The sequence below is a fragment of the Melioribacter sp. genome (genome assembly GCF_049325435.1).
Taxonomy (GTDB): domain Bacteria; phylum Bacteroidota; class Ignavibacteria; order Ignavibacteriales; family Melioribacteraceae; genus Melioribacter; species Melioribacter roseus.
Genome location: NZ_JBMOLD010000019.1, coordinates 145205 through 160419 on the forward strand (window position 1 = coordinate 145205; position 15215 = coordinate 160419).

A 15215-nucleotide genomic window follows, 5' to 3' on the forward strand; every position below is an offset into this window, starting at 1 on the left:
ATAAAGCGTGCCTCGATTTTAGGGGTAATTAATAAAAAAACGGAACGTTTTAAAGATATAATGTCCCGTTATGATACGCGTTATCATTTCGATTCTTTAAAATAAAAACGCCCGCCGGTGCGACGGGCATTTTTAACAGAATGGTGAAATTCAATTGTTTACGGGTTTGCGCCCGATGCTGTAGTATGTAAAGCCGAGCTCTTTCATCTTTGCGGGGTCGAAGATATTTCTGCCGTCGAAAATCAATTTGTTTTTCAGCAAACTTTTTATCTTGTCGAAATCGGGATTCCTGAATTCGTTCCATTCGGTTAAAATCAGGAGAGCGTCTGCGTCCGGCAGGGCGGAGTATTGATCCTGCGCGTATGCGGGTTTGTCGCCTAAATAGAAACGAGCGTTTTCCATTGCCGCCGGATCGTAAGCTACCACTTTTGCATTCGAGTCGAGTAACTGATTAATTATTACTATCGAAGGAGCTTCGCGCATATCGTCTGTATTCGGCTTGAAGGAGAGTCCCCACACCGCAAACTTTTTACCTTCGATATTTCCGTTGAAATGCTCTTTAACTTTTTTGACCAGAAGTTCTTTCTGGTTTTTGTTTACCTCGTCGACGACTTTGAGAATTTTCATCGGCGAGCCGAATTCTTCCGACGTTTTAATCAATGCGTTTACGTCTTTGGGAAAGCAGGAGCCGCCGTAGCCGATTCCCGGGAATAGGAACCGTTTTCCGATCCTGCTGTCGGAGCCCATCGCTTTGCGAACCATTTCCACATTTGCCCCGGCTTTTTCGCAAAAATTTGCCAGCTCGTTCATGAACGTAATTCTCATTGCCAGATACGAATTCGAAGCGTATTTCGTCACTTCGGCGCTTTCGGGATCCATTTCGAAAATCGGATTGCCCTGGCGCACAAACGGCTCGTAGAGAATTCTCATCTTTTCAAACGCTTTCGGATTCCTCGCTCCGATGACTATTCTGTCGGGTTTCATAAAATCGTCGACGGCAAATCCTTCCCTCAAAAATTCGGGATTCGAAACAACTTCGAAATTTTCGATATTGTATTTTTCTATTATTCGACGGACTGCCGTAGAAGTTCCGACAGGAACGGTGCTCTTGTTGACGATTATTTTGAATTCGTTATTCGGTAAACTTTGCAGTATCTTGCCGATTTCTTCGGCGACGCCGAATACATACTTCAAATCCGCCGAACCGTCCTCGCCCTGCGGCGTGGGCAGACACAAAAAGATTATTTCCGATTCTTCAACCGCGCGGCGTAAATCGGACGTAAAGGAAAGCCTCTTTTTGTCGATATTTCTCTGGAATAAAATTTCGAGTCCCGGTTCGTAAATCGGGACAATCCGTTTGTTCAGTTTTTCGAGTTTATCCGGATTGTTGTCCACGCAGATGACCGTATTGCCCATTTCTGCAAAACAGGTTCCGCTTACCAAACCTACATATCCGGTACCGATTACGGCTAATTTCATTGATTGCCCTCCCGTTTGAATATGAAATCGTGTTCTATGTCTTTGAATTGTTTGGCTTTCAAATCTTTATCCGATACAACCGGATGGTTAATTCGCCAGTCGATATTTAAATCCGAGTCGTTAAACAAAATTGCGCGCTCGTGTTCTCTGCTGTAGCGCGCGGTGCATTTATACATGAATACTGCTTCGTCCGACAAAACGGAAAAACCGTGAGCAAATCCGGGCGGAATCCAGAGCTGTTCTTTTTTAACGTCGTCGAGTTCGTAGGAGAAATATTTGCCGTACGTCGGCGATCCGTAACGAATGTCGACAGCCACATCGAGCACCCTGCCTTTTAAAACCGTGCAGAGTTTGCCCTGAGCAAATTCGCCGACCTGATAATGGAGTCCGCGGATCGTGTTTTTTACCGATTTCGATATATTATCCTGGACGAAGTCGAATTTAATGCCCGCCTCTTCATATTTGAATTTGTTGAACAATTCAAAAAAGAAACCGCGTTGGTCTTCGTAAACGTCGGGTTTTACTATTAAAAGTCCGTCGATATGTACTTTTTCGAAAATCATTAATCAGTATCTGGGATTAGAATGCCATTTCCATGCGGTCGAAAGGATCTCTTCGATTTTTAATTCCGGTTTCCAGTCGAGAAGTTTCCGCGCTTTTTTGTTGTCGGCTACTAAAACTGCTGGGTCGCCGGGGCGTCGACCGGTAATTTCGTAATTTATTTTTTTGCCTGTAATTTCTTCGGCTCTCTTTATTATTTCCAGAACGGAATTACCCGCGCCTGTGCCGAGATTGATAATTTCCGACGTCGAATTTTCTTTATCCAGATAAAGGAGGGCTTTCAGATGCGCGTCGGCAAGGTCGACGACGTGTATATAATCCCGTATGCACGTTCCGTCTTGAGTGTCGTAATCGTTTCCGAATACAAAAACTTTTTCGCGTTTGCCCAAAGCGGCTTCGAGCACAATCGGAATTAAATGAGTCTCGGGCGAATGACTTTCCCCGATTTCTCCTTCGGGGTCGGCTCCCGCCGCGTTAAAATATCTCAAACAAACGTGTTTCAAACCGTACTTGTATTCGAAGTCCTTCAACATCATTTCGATTACAAGTTTGGTGTTTGCGTACGGATTAATCGGTTTTGCCGGTTCCGATTCCGAAATAGGCACGTTTAGCGGATTGCCGTATATCGAGCAGGTGGAAGAAAAGACAAACTTTTTAATATCGTTTTTTACCGCCGCTTTTATCAAATTAAAACTTCCCACCACATTATTGGTATAGTAGAGTTCGGGATTTTCGACCGATTCTCCCACATATGCGAATGCGGCAAAATGTACGATAGCTTCGGGCTTGTGTTTGTAGATTACTTTTTCGAGCGAGTCGTAGTCGAGCAAATCCGCATTTTCGAACGGGACAGAATCGCCAACCGCCTCGCGGTGACCTCTTACGAGACTGTCGAGCACGACCGGCGAAAAATTATTTTTTACTAGATATTTGACGAAGTGAGAACCGATATATCCGGCTCCGCCTGTGACCAATACTTTCACTTTTGTTTCACCCTGAAAAAATTTTTGTTGTTTGTAAAAATACAAAATTATATTTTCAACTCTATAATAATTTCGTCAAAGCTCATTGAGCTTTATAAAAAGAAAATCAATCAGGGCGGGAGATGGGAAAATTACCCAAGAGATTTGAACGATTCTTGAAAGAATATCCCCAGGTAGCGGTGGCATACGAAAAACTGGGAGGCGCGGTTCACGAAGCGGGGCCGCTCGACGAGAAGACGAGAATACTCGTTAAACTGGCGCTTTCAGCCGGCGCAATGATGGAAGGCGCCGTTCACGCGCAGGTGCGAAAAGCCGTCAAAGCAAAAATCAAAAACGAGGAAATAAGACAGGTGGCGCTTCTGGCAATTCCCACAATCGGGTTTCCGGCTTCGATGGCTGTAATGAGTTGGATCGACGATATTCTCGACAAAAAAAAGGGAAAGAAATAATTGAGATTCATTACCGAAGATTTATTTAATTCTCCCAAGCCGGACGAAGTTAAAATCGATCTTAAAAGAATAACCGCTCTGTGGGCGTTCAGCGAAGCGGCTTTCGGCGGCATTTTGCACATTCTCAAAATTCCGTTGACCGGACTTTTCCTCAGCGTGGCGGCGGTAATATTCATTTCGCTTCTGGCTTATTATTCAGAAGACAAAAAGATAATTTTGAAATCGGCTCTCCTGGCTGCTTTAGTAAAAGCCGTCGTCAGTCCCTACAGCCCGCTGAATTCCTATTTTGCAATTGCAGTGCAGGCTTTTCTCGGTTATTATTTGTATACTTACGTCAAGTCGCACAGAACGGCGACGTTTTTACTCGGCGTTATTACGCTCTTGTATTCGGCTTTCCAGCGTCTTTTCATGCTTACGCTTCTCTTCGGTTTTACGTTCTGGGAGTCGCTCAACGAATTTGCGGATTATATCGTCCTGCAGTTTTATCAATTCGACACCAGTTCGGGCTTCAGTTTCAGTATGATGATTATTACGCTCTATGTCGGGGCGCATCTGATTGCCGGAATTACCGTCGGATTGAAAGCCGTCAATATTCCCAAATGGGTAAGACGCACTTACGATAACTACAAAGCTTATTATATTTTTCATCTGATAACGTCGGACAATTTTCTTACGAGCGAGAAAAAAGTAAAAAGGTGGTGGCAGCGACCGTCCGGCATTTTGTTTATAGTATTTTGTCTTTTCTTGCTGGTCTTCTCTTACTATCTGAATAATTATAACCGTTTCTGGGGCGTTGTATTTATGCTGCTCCGTTCGTTTACCATTTCTTTCATCTGGTTCAGTATAATTTCGCCGATAGTTATCGGCAAATTCAAAAGGTTTATCGAAGAGGAAAAATTCCGGCACGCTTCGGAAATCAACAGTATAACCGACCTTTTCCCGAGTTTTCGCGCCATTATAAACAACAGCTGGTCGGTCTCCAGAAGGTACCTCGGAATCGAACGACTGATCTTTTTCTTTTCGCTTTCGTTCTTTCTTCTCCTTACAATGAACACGGAAAATGTCCAGTATAAAAATTATTTCCGGGCCTATTAATTCGGGCAAAACAACCGCGCTTTTCAAATGGGCCGCAGTACTGTCCGGTATCGATGGCGTTCTTCAACCGGTTATCGAAGGAAAACGGTTCCTCTATCACATAAATAGCAGAACGGTTTTTTCGCTGGAACCCGCAGGAGAGGAAGACGCGCTTACCGTAGGTAAATTTCGTTTCAGCCGAAACGCCTTCCGGTGGGCAAACGGAAAATTAATCGAAGCGGTAAAACAAAATTACGACGCTCTAATCTTCGATGAAATCGGCAAACTCGAATCGGAAGGAGAAGGACTTGCCCCCGCATTGAATTATGCGCTGGAATCTTCGGGCTCAGCGATGTTGATATTGGTAGTGAGGGAAAATCTGCTCGATTCAATTACGGATAAATTTAAGATTGTTAATCCGGAAGTTATCCGGGAGCCGTACGAAATTATTTGATCCTTTCAGCGGCAGTATAAACAAAATTGTTTTACCGATAAAAATCCGCAATTCGCCGATTTGTTGTTTCCGGGCGATTTCAATTTATTAATTTGCATGTGGAATTTATAAACGGAGCAAAAATGCAAAGTCATATGACAACAAGAATTCTGACGGGATTCATTCTGATGGTTCTGGGAATTTTATTCCTGCTCGACAATTACGGAATAATGACGCTGCCGGAATTCATCTACTCGTGGGAATATTTGTTCATACTGTTCGGACTTATGATCTTTTTCCTTACTCGCAGCAAAACGGCGGGACTAATATTTATAGGCATCGGATTGTTCAAAATAGCGCCGGAGTTGTGGCCCCTGCTGCTCATTCTTCTGGGCGTTTATATTTTATTCAGGCAGGGAGGAAAATCCAATTATCATTTCGGAAAGAAGCATCGTCCTCATAAATCCGAGCAGGGCGGCGTCAAATCGGAAGAAGAATCCGGAACCATTGAAGAAGTCTCCGTATTCGGAGGCAGCAGCAAGAATTATTACATAGATAATTTCAGAGGCGGCAATATCGTATCGATTTTCGGAGGTTCGGAAATTAATTTAACCAACTGCAAACTAGCCGAAGGCGACAACACTCTCGACATAACAATCATATTCGGAGGCGCCACTTTGATTGTGCCGCCGGGCTGGAAAATCGTCGTCGACGTCCTGCCGATTTTCGGCGGCTTTTCGGATTCCAGAAAAAAGATACCCGATTCGGATTTCGACGAGGACAAAATTCTCTACATCAAAGGGATAATTATCTTCGGCGGCGGCGAAATTAAAAACTAAGGAGAAGTAATGGATAATTCAAAAGCATCAAAGACTAACTGGCTCGGTATACTTCTGATTGTTGCGGGAGCTTTGCTTTTAATCGACAACGTTTTTATGATCGACTTCTCGTTCCGGCACATTATCTTTTCGTGGCATATGCTCTTTCTGATTATCGGTATAACGGTTCTTTCGAAATCGAAAAACAGCGTTGTCGGAATCGTCTTCCTTGTAATAGGTATTTTCGGAATAGCCGGCAAAATTGTGAATCCTTTCTTTATATTGAGATTCCGTGATTTCTGGCCGGTAATAATAATTATTATAGGACTCTTTATTATTCTGAAAAGAAACGGTCGTCACGTAAAAAGGGTAGAGTTGGAAGAGGAACCGCCGGAAACCGGAACGGAACCGGAAAATTTTGTCTATACGGAAAATACGGATTTTATAAACGAGGATTGCATACTTACTAGCTCAAGCAAACTGATCCGTTCGGAAAATTTCAGCGGCGGAAAAATCAACGTTATTATGGGAAGTATCCAGATCAATTTCGACAATTCAAAACTCGCCGAAGGCGCGGTTACGCTCGATATTAGCTGCATTATGGGCGGATGCACGCTCTTTGTGCCTAAAAACTGGAAAGTGATTTCGAATATTACGTCCGTCTTCGGCGGATTCGACGATAAACGTTATGTAATGCCGGGAACGGAAGAGAATCAGGAAGGTCTTCTGATTTTGAAAGGCTCGGTTATCTTCGGCGGCTGCGAAGTCCATTACTCGTGACGGTTAACCATGATGATTAATCCGTTTATCAAAAATAAAAAACTCCTTTTAATCTATTCCCTGCTGTGGATATTCATAGCCGCGGCGCAATCGTTAATTCTTATTTTTATTGTGGACGCTCCTTTCGATTATTCGATTGCCGACGGCATTGTATTTAACGGGCTCTATTCATTCCTGGGACTCAGTTTCTGGTATATGGTAAATTTCAATTCGCTCGACAATTATCCCGCTTACAAGATTATACTTAATCATATAGCTTCGGCGGCGATAATTACGACATTCTGGCTCGCCGCTTCTTATTTTATACTGTCGAACATTATCGACGACCCGGAATATTTGACAATGCTGGACGAAAGTCTGATATGGCGCGCCATTGCGGGAATTATGTTCTACATCATTATTATCGCGGTCGATTACGTTATTATCTACTACAACAATTTTCACGACAAAGTATTGAAAGAAGCCGAGCTGAGGACGCTTGTAAAAGAGACCGAATTGAAGTCCCTTAAATATCAAATCAATCCCCACTTTATTTTCAACAGTCTCAATTCAGTCGCTTCTCTGACGTTGAGCGATCCGGAAAAAGCGCGGGAAATGACGATTAAACTCTCTTCTTTTTTAAGAGGCACATTATCGCGTAATGAAAATCGGACAAATTCCCTGAAAGAAGAGCTCGAAAATTCGCGGCTCTATCTCGACATCGAAAAAGTAAGATTCGGAGACAAATTCGATTACGTAGAAGAATGCGACGAGGATTGCCGCGGAGGCGAAGTTCCCGCCATGCTGCTTCAGCCTCTGTTCGAAAACGCAATCAAACACGGAGTGTACGAGAGAGTCGAAAAAGTAACCATTAAACTCAAATGCAAAAGAGAAAACGGATTCCTCAAAATTAGTCTGGAAAACAATTACGATCCTGAAGCCGTTCCCCGCAAAGGCGAAGGCATCGGTTTGAAGAATATTAAAAACCGTCTCAAACTCTTTTACGACAACGAGAATTTGATTTCCACGGATAAAAGCGACGGAATTTTCAGGGTAAATATTTACATACCGGAGAAAAAATGAAAAAGATAAAAACGCTGATTGTAGACGACGAAAAGCTCGCCCGCGAAGTTGTGTCCCGGTATCTCTCGGAGTACGACGAATTCGAAATTGCCGGCGAATGTTCGAACGGATTCGAAGCGATAAAGTTGATTAACGAAATTAAACCCGACCTGATTTTCCTCGACGTTCAAATGCCTAAAATAACGGGTTTTGAAATGCTCGAATTGATCGACGAACCTCCGGCTATCATCTTTACTACGGCATTCGATCAATACGCCATCAAAGCCTTCGAAGTAAACGCAATCGATTATCTGTTGAAACCGTTTTCGGAAGAAAGATTCAAAGACGCGCTCGACAAAGCAAAATTATCGATCGGCAATAAATCGGATCTCCGGGACAAACTGAATAAACTGAAAGAAACCGACAGGGAAAAGGGCGAGCGGCTCGAAAGAGTGGTCGTTAAACACAACAATAATATTCTTATTATTTCCGTCGACGAAATCAATTATATAGAAGCGCAGGACGACTATGTGATGCTTCATACCGAAAGGGGAAATTTCCTCAAGCAGAAAACCATGAAGTGGTTCGAAAAGAATTTGGCCCCCGAAAATTTTGTTCGTCTGCACCGTTCTTACTTAACGCGGCTCGACGCCGTCAAGCAGCTCGAACTTTTCGAAAAAGAATCCTACAGGGCAATTCTTAAAGACGGCGCAAAGATTCCCGTAAGTAAATCGGGTTATCAAAAACTGAAAGAAATAATGAACGGGTAATTTAATTGACCTTTGAAAAGGGAGTCCTTATATTTGAGGAAAAATTCGGAAAGCAAATGGACTTCGATAAAGACCTTCAGTCGATTCAACTGGCTCGCAATTTAGCCGCTCGCGCAAAAGAAGCTCAGATGGAATTCAAGCATTTCAATCAAAAGCAAGTGGACAAAATAGTAGAAGCGATGAGCGAAGCCGGCTTTCGCGAAGCCGAAAGACTCGCGCGTATGGCTCACGAGGAAACGGGTTTCGGCAAAGTATCGGACAAGATTATTAAAAATCAGTTTGCCACGAGGGATGTTTATAATTCGATTAAAGACCTCAAAACCGTCGGTATAATCGATATAAGAAGCAACGGCAAAGTGGTTAAAATAGCAGAGCCGATGGGAGTGGTGGCGGCTTTGATTCCGTCGACCAATCCGACGTCGACCGCAATGTTCAAAGCGATTATATCGTTGAAATGCAGGAACGGAATTGTAGCCAGTCCTCATCCGAAAGCCGTTAAATCGACAGCCGAAGCAATGAATGTCTTATCCGAAGCCGCCGAAAAAGCGGGCGCTCCGGCGGGTTTAATCCAGACGTTGACGATTCCCACGCTCGAAGGCACGAACGCATTGATGCACGATAAGAACATTGCCGTTATACTTGCTACGGGCAGCACTCCGATGGTGCGCGCAGCGTACAGCGCGGGAAAACCGGCTTACGGAGTAGGCTCGGGCAACGTTCCGGCTTTTATAGAAAGAACCGCCGATATTAAAAAAGCCGTGGCGGATATCGTCTACGGCACGACTTTCGACAACGGAGTATTGTGTTCTTCGGAACAGGCGATGATTGTCGACCGTCCTATTAAAGAAAAAGTGATCGAAGAAGCGAAAAAACTCGGGTGTTATTTCTTAAATCCCGAAGAAAAGAAACTTCTGGAAGAACGAGTCGCCAAAGGCGCAAAACTGAACGCCGATATTGTGGGCAAACCAGCTCCGTGGATAGCTTCGTACGCGGGTTTCGAAGTCCCTCCGGACACGACGGTATTGATTGCCGAATGTACGAAAGTCGGTAAAGACGAACCGCTTTCGATCGAAAAACTCTCGCCCATACTGGCGTTTTATACGGTCGACGGATGGCTCGAAGGATGTCACCGTTCGATAGAACTGCTCGAATTCGGAGGCGTCGGTCACACTATGGCAATCCATTCGAACGACAGGGAAATCATATTGAAATTTGCGTTGGAAAAACCCGCGTTTCGTATAGTAGTTAATACGCCTTCGTCTGTTGGCGCAGTTGGATACACGACGGGATTAACGCCATCGATGACGTTGGGGCCCGGCACGTGGGGAGGTTCGATTATTTCGGAAAACGTTACGGCTTCTCATTTGATGAATATTAAAACTCTGGCGTTCGAAACCAATCCGGTTAACAAAGGCAATGCGGTCGATTCGTTGGAAGGAACCGGAGTTGGAAGGACAGAAGCGGGAGCTTCCGGCTTTACGAATATTATCGAAGAACGCTTGAGAGCGCGTGCGGGCAATCCGCCTGTAGGCTCTTTCAATTCTTCTTTTACGAAAAAAGAATCAAACAAGCGGTTCGGCAGCGGCATCTCCGAGGACGAGATAAATAAAATTATAGCGGAATTTAAGAAATATTGAATTTAGAGTGTGATTTTTAACATTAAAGTATTATTTTGACCTGCCGATTTTAATCAATTCAGTACCTCGCCACTCAATGGAGGTGACTTATGCTTACTATGCTTGTCAATCCCGAAATCAAAGAATTAATTCAAAAAAGAAATTTTTCGGAACTCAAGGACATTCTAATAGATTGGGATCCTACCGATATAGCGGATTTAATTCTAAATCTGGAAGAAGACGAACGGGCTTTGATATTCAGGCTTCTTCCGAAGGAGCTTGCCGCCGATGTGTTCGAATATCTCGATTACGACACTCAAAGTGATTTAATCAAATCACTCAGTCAGGAAAAGATAGCCGAACTTCTCAACGAAATGTCGCCAGACGACCGTACGGCATTATTCGAAGAGATGCCGCCGAACGTCGTCAAGCAGATGATCAGCTACCTGACGCCCGAAGAACGAAAAATAGCCCAGCAACTGCTCGGTTATCCGGAAGACAGCGTCGGGCGTTTAATGACTCCCGACTATATTGCTATACGGGAAAACTGGACGGTTCAGGAAACGCTCGATTATATCAGGAAATACGGACACGACAAAGAAACATTGAACATTTTATATGTAGTGGACGACAAAGGAAAATTAATTGACGATATAAAGATTCGGGATTTTCTGCTGGCGCCGCTCGATACTAAAGTGTCGGAATTGATGGACGGAAATTATGTTTCTCTGAAAGTAAACGACGACCAGGAAACTGCAATCGAAGTTTTTAAGAAGTACGACAGAATCGCTTTGCCGGTTACCGACTCGTCGGGAGCGCTGGTCGGAATTGTTACGGTAGACGACGTGCTCGACGTTGCCGAAGAAGAGACCACAGAAGACATTCATAAGAGCGCGGCTGTCGAAGCGCTCGAAGAGCCGTATCCCGATACGCCTGTTTTGCAAATGATAAAAAAAAGGGCGAGATGGCTCAGCGTCCTGTTGATCGGCGAAATGTTCACAGCGTCCGCAATGGGATATTTTGAGCATCAGATCAGCAGCGCGGTTATACTTGCAATTTTTCTTCCTCTTATAATAGCCAGCGGCGGCAATTCCGGCTCGCAGGCTTCCACGCTTATTATACGCGCTCTGGCTTTGAATGAAATAACTTTGAAAGATTGGCTCTATGTATTCAAAAGAGAAATTATAACCGGATTATTGTTGGGACTTATATTGGCTTTAATAGGATTCTTACGAATAACAATTTGGCAATTTGCAACCAACAGTTACGGCGAACATTGGATTTATCTGGGATTAACGGTTGCCTGTTCGTTATTGGGTATAGTAGCCTGGGGCAGTTTAATGGGTTCGATGCTTCCGTTTATAATGAAAAAACTGGGATTCGATCCGGCGACTTCGTCGGCTCCGTTTGTCGCAACTCTGGTGGACGTAACGGGAATCGTAATTTATTTTACCGTAGCGCACATAATGTTAAGCGGGACGCTTTTGCCTTAGAGATTTTGCGGTTCGATATAATTTTTGCGCCAGCTTCGCATTAATACGCCCGTTACTATCAATCCGATTCCGATCATAGCTATTTTAATATACGATTCGGGATAGTAATAATAGCCGCCGATGGCGACGGGCAGATTATTGAGTTCGACGGAAGTGAACCCTTCGGCGCGCGCTATTTCCACTTTGTATTTTACGTGAAGGAGGGCGTATACAAGGATTACGGAGCCCTGAAGAAAGCAGACTATATCCACCAGGGCGAAAATCAGAGCGGTCAATAATTTTTTCACGTTTCCCTCGAATAAGTTTTGTACCCCCGAGAGGACTCGAACCTCCGACACGCGGTTTAGGAAACCGCTGCTCTATCCACGCTGAGCTACGGGGGCATTTCCAAATTCCACTTCGAAATATATCGCCTTGCGCAAAAAATGACAAATATAAATGCGAATTAACATAAAAGGTCTATCAAAAGAATCCGTAACCGGGCGCCGGAAATTTTTTATTGACAAATATACTGCCCGCTTTTATTTTTTATTAATGTTATAAATAGCAGAGGACAAATTGAGCGCCGCAGAACGGGAAGTAAATAAAGAAATTAATCCCCGAGCGTTTTTTACGGAGGTAAAATTATGCAGGGGCAACGCGGAGAAATAAGGGAAAACGTTCTAAAACGGTTTTTGTGGTTGTACGGACTCCATTCATTACTCCATATGATTTCTTTTCTTGCCGGATATTATTTATTACCCGAAGGCTTTATGCGCGGAAGTCCGCAATTTGCCGTCGGCTCTTTGACGGCGTCGGCAAATTCTTTTTGGGAAGAGTTTGCGCTAACGCTTCTTTTTAATCTGGGCGTGGTTTTTTCGATCTGCGCGCTTTCAAATCTGCAGCGCATGTACGGAATGCCTGCCGGCTATTTTGTCAATGTTCTTTTGGCAGTTACTAGCGGACTTGTATCCGGCACAAATTCTTTTGCAGCTTCCGATTTAAGACAGTTTAATGCATTAGACGGCGCCGCTCTAGGCATGAGCATCGGCGGCATTGAAATGACTGCATACGTTCTTGCCATATCCGCTACCGCCGGAATCGGTATTTACGATTATACTTTGCGGGAATGGAAAGGCATAAAAATAAAAAATTGGCGGGAAATCAGATTGTCCGGAACCGAGATTTTTTGTTTATGCCTCGGAGTTCTATTGTTAGTCGTCGCAGCATACAGGGAAACGGTAATGGCTCTAAACGTATGAATTGTTTTCCGCTAAACTACGGGTAATTGATTATGATAGATTAACTTCAGGACAAACGGAATTGTAAATTACGCTTTAAGGTAAGGATTCGCACGGAACAGACACAATACACTATTCGGTTCGTCGTTGATGTTGAAGGGGCAAATGCCGGATGTAACTCCGTTGTCCAGGAAAAAGATTGATTATTATAATAATTATGCTGTCCTCTTTTATTATTTTTTTAGCGGGAGTTCACGCCCCGACAATAATAATCAATGTGCCTTTTAATAATAAGCTGCAATCGATAAATGCCGATACGGAAGACGAAGCGGCATGTAAAGACGCTCGAAATAATTTTGAAGCGCGTTGGAACCGCTGGAATAGAATAAGAACGGTAGCTTCATCCGTTTCTTCGATACTGTTAATACTTTTGCTGCTTAACGTATGATTTAAAGGAAACGCTCTGATTTGCAAAATGAATTCCCCGGCAGGCGATCGACGTTTGCACGCTATTCTCGGTTATAAGGATATGCGTTATAGCGCATTCATCTGAAAAAATTTATTGACAATAAGTTTACGTAGAATTGGTTTCAACTTACCATAGAGTATGGTATGGCAAAAATGGGCGTTTTCGAACAAATTGCCAAGAATTGATTCGTTTACTTTAAAAACGTGCGAAGGTAATAATTACTCGACCGGCGGGTTTTTGCTGTATTTCATTCTTTAGTTGTGAGCGGAATAAAAGGATTTACGGCGGTTAGTCTTATGCTTTTAATGTAAACGCAAAATTACAATAACCCGCCAGTAGAAAAATTACAGGGTTCCGATTTTTATAGTATTAGAATTAACGACCGATGGAGAATTGTATTCAGATGGATTGACAATAATGCGCGCGATGTTAAGATAGTAGATTATCATTAAAAATGGGAGGATAAAAATGGAAAGATTAGAGAATATACATCCGGGAGAGATTTTACTCGAGGAGTTTTTGCGTCCTCTTAAAATTACCGCTTACAAATTAGCAAAAGATACAGTTATACCGCAGACTCGTATATCACAGATAATTAAAGGTAAAAGGAGAATTACCGCCGATACGGCGTTGAGATTATCATCGTATTTCGGCACGATAGCAAAATTCTGGCTTGGTCTTCAAAACGATTATGATATCGAAGAAGAAAGAAAAAACAAACAAGAGATACTGACAAAAATAAAAACAAACGCGCCGCAGCAAAAGGCATCGAGTCTGTCCGGAATAGATTAAAATCACGGTTCTCAATAATCGGATATTTCATATTCCGGTAGAGCGGATTTCGAAACGAAAATCGCCGTCAACTCTGCAGGAAACAGTTATTATAAGACAAATCAATATACGGTCTGATAAACAAAAAAAACCAAACTTAACCTTCCCAACCCCGCGTCTCCCAATCACGCGCTCTATTCTCATTTGACAATCGAGGCATAACTTGCAGATACTTCGGAGAAATTTTTATTGACAATATGTTTGAATAAATTTATTTTCAGTTTAAGATGTAAGACAACGAGGGCCCGATGGGCAAATACAAACTAACTGACCGAAATAATTTTTCCCCATATCAGCGTTACAGCGGTTCGTTAGACTGATACGGTTGGGGAATAATATTATGCAGACCCTATTTAAAATATTGTGTTTTTTGAAGTAAAACGAAATAATCGGAATGATATACTGTAGCCTTGCCTACCGTCAGGCAGGTGCACGCGGGATATAGTTCCTTTAATATATTATCAATTCAGTATAAGTAATATTTGGGCATAAGGAGATTCAATGATGAAACCACTTTGGACGTGGGGTGGAGAATTTTTTGGATATAGAGATGGCGATGCTTTGTGGACACATGACGGGAGACATGTTGCCAAGTTTTATGGAAATGAAGTCTACTCCCCTGACGGTCACTATCTTGGTGAAATCAAAAATGATAGACTAATATCCTGCCTCAATAAAAAATCTTTACGTCAGACTAGGTTTATGTTGTATGCAAATCGAGGTGGAATAGTCCCATATATTAACTATGTCAGCTTCGTTATGTATGCGGGGTATGAAGGTTTTCCATCTCCTGGTGAAATATAAATAGTTATGAAAAGTTAAAAATTTTTGGGAAAGGAGAAGGTAATGTCATTTGAAAATAGGGATATCAGTTCGAAGGAGCGTGGACAGATCCAAATAATCTTGAATCAAGATCAGGAGTCTATGTGATATGTGTAAATCAGGTGAAACATGGACAGTTCTGGATGTAGGTGAATCACACGACGTAAAGAAACGAGTATTGAATCATGAAAGAGAAAATTGCTGGAAGCAACATTGTAAGGGTGTAATTTACTATTCAGCCACATACATTGATCTTGCCCCCATCTTGTAGACAGACAGAAAAGCAACTATATTTAAATTAAAACAAATATAGGAGAACACTAAGATGGGACAAACAAGAAGAACCTACGACAAAGAGTTTAAGCTATCGGCAGTC

17 protein-coding genes, 1 tRNA gene and 1 pseudogene are annotated in these 15215 nt (G+C 42.9%); 14 read left to right on the top strand and 5 right to left on the bottom strand.

Features of this window, described 5'->3' with window-relative positions; genetic code table 11:
- Nucleotides 1-150: 150 nt before the first annotated feature.
- Genes ACOYVE_RS14540 through galE form a run of 3 tightly spaced genes read right to left on the bottom strand, consistent with a single transcriptional unit; the run spans nucleotide 151 to nucleotide 3023 of the window.
- Nucleotides 151-1479 carry a UDP-glucose dehydrogenase family protein gene (locus ACOYVE_RS14540; RefSeq protein ID WP_422882537.1) on the bottom strand — a complete coding sequence of 443 codons (1329 nt, stop codon included), beginning with the start codon at nucleotides 1477-1479 and terminating at the stop codon, nucleotides 151-153.
- A complete protein-coding gene (gene rfbC, locus ACOYVE_RS14545; RefSeq protein ID WP_422882538.1) occupies nucleotides 1476-2042 on the bottom strand; it encodes a dTDP-4-dehydrorhamnose 3,5-epimerase in 567 nt (188 codons plus the stop codon). The genes ACOYVE_RS14540 and rfbC overlap by 4 nt, the downstream gene beginning before the upstream one ends.
- 3 nt (nucleotides 2043-2045) lie before the next feature.
- On the bottom strand, nucleotides 2046-3023 hold the full coding sequence (gene galE / locus ACOYVE_RS14550; protein ID WP_422882540.1) for a UDP-glucose 4-epimerase GalE: 978 nt from the start codon (nucleotides 3021-3023) through the stop codon (nucleotides 2046-2048).
- Between the two features lie 122 nt (nucleotides 3024-3145).
- Between galE and ACOYVE_RS14555 the strand changes: the two genes are divergently transcribed.
- The 9 genes from ACOYVE_RS14555 (at nucleotide 3146) to mgtE (ending at nucleotide 11497) form a co-directional block, all read left to right on the top strand.
- Nucleotides 3146-3472: a carboxymuconolactone decarboxylase family protein gene (locus tag ACOYVE_RS14555; RefSeq protein ID WP_422882542.1), complete on the top strand. Its 327-nt coding sequence runs from the start codon at nucleotides 3146-3148 to the stop codon at nucleotides 3470-3472.
- Nucleotides 3473-4567, top strand: coding sequence for a hypothetical protein (locus tag ACOYVE_RS14560; protein WP_422882544.1), 1095 nt, complete (start codon nucleotides 3473-3475; stop codon nucleotides 4565-4567).
- Nucleotides 4533-5000 carry a nucleoside-triphosphatase gene (locus ACOYVE_RS14565; protein WP_041355723.1) on the top strand — a complete coding sequence of 156 codons (468 nt, stop codon included), beginning with the start codon at nucleotides 4533-4535 and terminating at the stop codon, nucleotides 4998-5000. The genes ACOYVE_RS14560 and ACOYVE_RS14565 overlap by 35 nt, the downstream gene beginning before the upstream one ends.
- A 122-nt stretch (nucleotides 5001-5122) precedes the next feature.
- Nucleotides 5123-5818 (top strand): LiaF transmembrane domain-containing protein, encoded by a 696-nt coding sequence (locus ACOYVE_RS14570; RefSeq protein ID WP_014855042.1) that lies wholly within the window; start codon nucleotides 5123-5125, stop codon nucleotides 5816-5818.
- 9 nt (nucleotides 5819-5827) lie between these two features.
- The gene (locus ACOYVE_RS14575; protein ID WP_014855041.1) at nucleotides 5828-6577 is read left to right on the top strand and encodes a LiaF transmembrane domain-containing protein; all 750 of its coding nucleotides are present in this window, start codon (nucleotides 5828-5830) and stop codon (nucleotides 6575-6577) included.
- Nucleotides 6578-6586: 9 nt separating this feature from the next.
- Complete coding sequence (locus ACOYVE_RS14580) at nucleotides 6587-7639, top strand: sensor histidine kinase (RefSeq protein WP_081489432.1); 1053 nt, start codon at nucleotides 6587-6589, stop codon at nucleotides 7637-7639.
- The gene (locus ACOYVE_RS14585) at nucleotides 7636-8388 is read left to right on the top strand and encodes a LytR/AlgR family response regulator transcription factor (RefSeq protein WP_422882545.1); all 753 of its coding nucleotides are present in this window, start codon (nucleotides 7636-7638) and stop codon (nucleotides 8386-8388) included. Before ACOYVE_RS14580 ends, ACOYVE_RS14585 begins: the two co-directional genes overlap by 4 nt.
- A 56-nt stretch (nucleotides 8389-8444) precedes the next feature.
- Nucleotides 8445-10025: an aldehyde dehydrogenase family protein gene (locus tag ACOYVE_RS14590; RefSeq protein WP_422882546.1), complete on the top strand. Its 1581-nt coding sequence runs from the start codon at nucleotides 8445-8447 to the stop codon at nucleotides 10023-10025.
- Nucleotides 10026-10114: 89 nt separating this feature from the next.
- A complete protein-coding gene (gene mgtE, locus ACOYVE_RS14595; RefSeq protein WP_422882548.1) occupies nucleotides 10115-11497 on the top strand; it encodes a magnesium transporter in 1383 nt (460 codons plus the stop codon).
- Here the strand turns inward: mgtE and ACOYVE_RS14600 are convergent.
- Nucleotides 11494-11784, bottom strand: a complete 291-nt coding sequence (locus ACOYVE_RS14600; RefSeq protein ID WP_014855036.1) for a hypothetical protein — start codon at nucleotides 11782-11784, stop codon at nucleotides 11494-11496. The genes mgtE and ACOYVE_RS14600 overlap by 4 nt on opposite strands.
- Before the next feature lie 21 nt (nucleotides 11785-11805).
- Nucleotides 11806-11880 (bottom strand) — tRNA-Arg (locus ACOYVE_RS14605).
- Nucleotides 11881-12123: 243 nt separating this feature from the next.
- Here ACOYVE_RS14605 and ACOYVE_RS14610 point away from each other — a divergent pair.
- The 5 genes and pseudogenes from ACOYVE_RS14610 to ACOYVE_RS14630 all read left to right on the top strand — a co-directional run bounded on the left by ACOYVE_RS14610 (nucleotide 12124) and on the right by ACOYVE_RS14630 (nucleotide 14821).
- Nucleotides 12124-12738, top strand: coding sequence for a hypothetical protein (locus tag ACOYVE_RS14610; RefSeq protein ID WP_422882550.1), 615 nt, complete (start codon nucleotides 12124-12126; stop codon nucleotides 12736-12738).
- A gap of 178 nt (nucleotides 12739-12916) precedes the next feature.
- A complete protein-coding gene (locus ACOYVE_RS14615) occupies nucleotides 12917-13165 on the top strand; it encodes an anthrone oxygenase family protein (RefSeq protein ID WP_422882551.1) in 249 nt (82 codons plus the stop codon).
- A gap of 374 nt (nucleotides 13166-13539) precedes the next feature.
- Nucleotides 13540-13638 (top strand): annotated as a pseudogene (locus ACOYVE_RS14620) (plasmid maintenance system killer family protein); the annotation flags it as partial.
- Nucleotides 13639-13654: 16 nt separating this feature from the next.
- Entirely contained in the window at nucleotides 13655-13978 is a 324-nt protein-coding gene (locus tag ACOYVE_RS14625; protein WP_014855033.1) for a HigA family addiction module antitoxin, read from the top strand.
- A 540-nt stretch (nucleotides 13979-14518) separates the two neighbouring features.
- A complete protein-coding gene (locus tag ACOYVE_RS14630; protein WP_226990963.1) occupies nucleotides 14519-14821 on the top strand; it encodes a DUF1513 domain-containing protein in 303 nt (100 codons plus the stop codon).
- Nucleotides 14822-15215 lie beyond the last annotated feature (394 nt).

Bases quoted from the DNA above. Each gene is read 5' to 3' on its own strand.
- ACOYVE_RS14565 (WP_041355723.1), top strand. From the start codon at position 4,533: ATGTCCAGTATAAAAATTATTTCCGGGCCTATTAATTCGGGCAAAACA.
- ACOYVE_RS14575 (WP_014855041.1), top strand. From the start codon at position 5,828: ATGGATAATTCAAAAGCATCAAAGACTAACTGGCTCGGTATACTTCTG.
- ACOYVE_RS14570 (WP_014855042.1), top strand. From the start codon at position 5,123: ATGCAAAGTCATATGACAACAAGAATTCTGACGGGATTCATTCTGATG.
- ACOYVE_RS14625 (WP_014855033.1), top strand. From the start codon at position 13,655: ATGGAAAGATTAGAGAATATACATCCGGGAGAGATTTTACTCGAGGAG.
- ACOYVE_RS14610 (WP_422882550.1), top strand. From the start codon at position 12,124: ATGCAGGGGCAACGCGGAGAAATAAGGGAAAACGTTCTAAAACGGTTT.
- ACOYVE_RS14580 (WP_081489432.1), top strand. From the start codon at position 6,587: ATGATGATTAATCCGTTTATCAAAAATAAAAAACTCCTTTTAATCTAT.
- rfbC (WP_422882538.1), bottom strand. From the start codon at position 2,042: ATGATTTTCGAAAAAGTACATATCGACGGACTTTTAATAGTAAAACCC.
- mgtE (WP_422882548.1), top strand. From the start codon at position 10,115: ATGCTTACTATGCTTGTCAATCCCGAAATCAAAGAATTAATTCAAAAA.
- ACOYVE_RS14540 (WP_422882537.1), bottom strand. From the start codon at position 1,479: ATGAAATTAGCCGTAATCGGTACCGGATATGTAGGTTTGGTAAGCGGA.
- ACOYVE_RS14585 (WP_422882545.1), top strand. From the start codon at position 7,636: ATGAAAAAGATAAAAACGCTGATTGTAGACGACGAAAAGCTCGCCCGC.
- ACOYVE_RS14630 (WP_226990963.1), top strand. From the start codon at position 14,519: ATGATGAAACCACTTTGGACGTGGGGTGGAGAATTTTTTGGATATAGA.
- ACOYVE_RS14590 (WP_422882546.1), top strand. From the start codon at position 8,445: ATGGACTTCGATAAAGACCTTCAGTCGATTCAACTGGCTCGCAATTTA.
- ACOYVE_RS14555 (WP_422882542.1), top strand. From the start codon at position 3,146: ATGGGAAAATTACCCAAGAGATTTGAACGATTCTTGAAAGAATATCCC.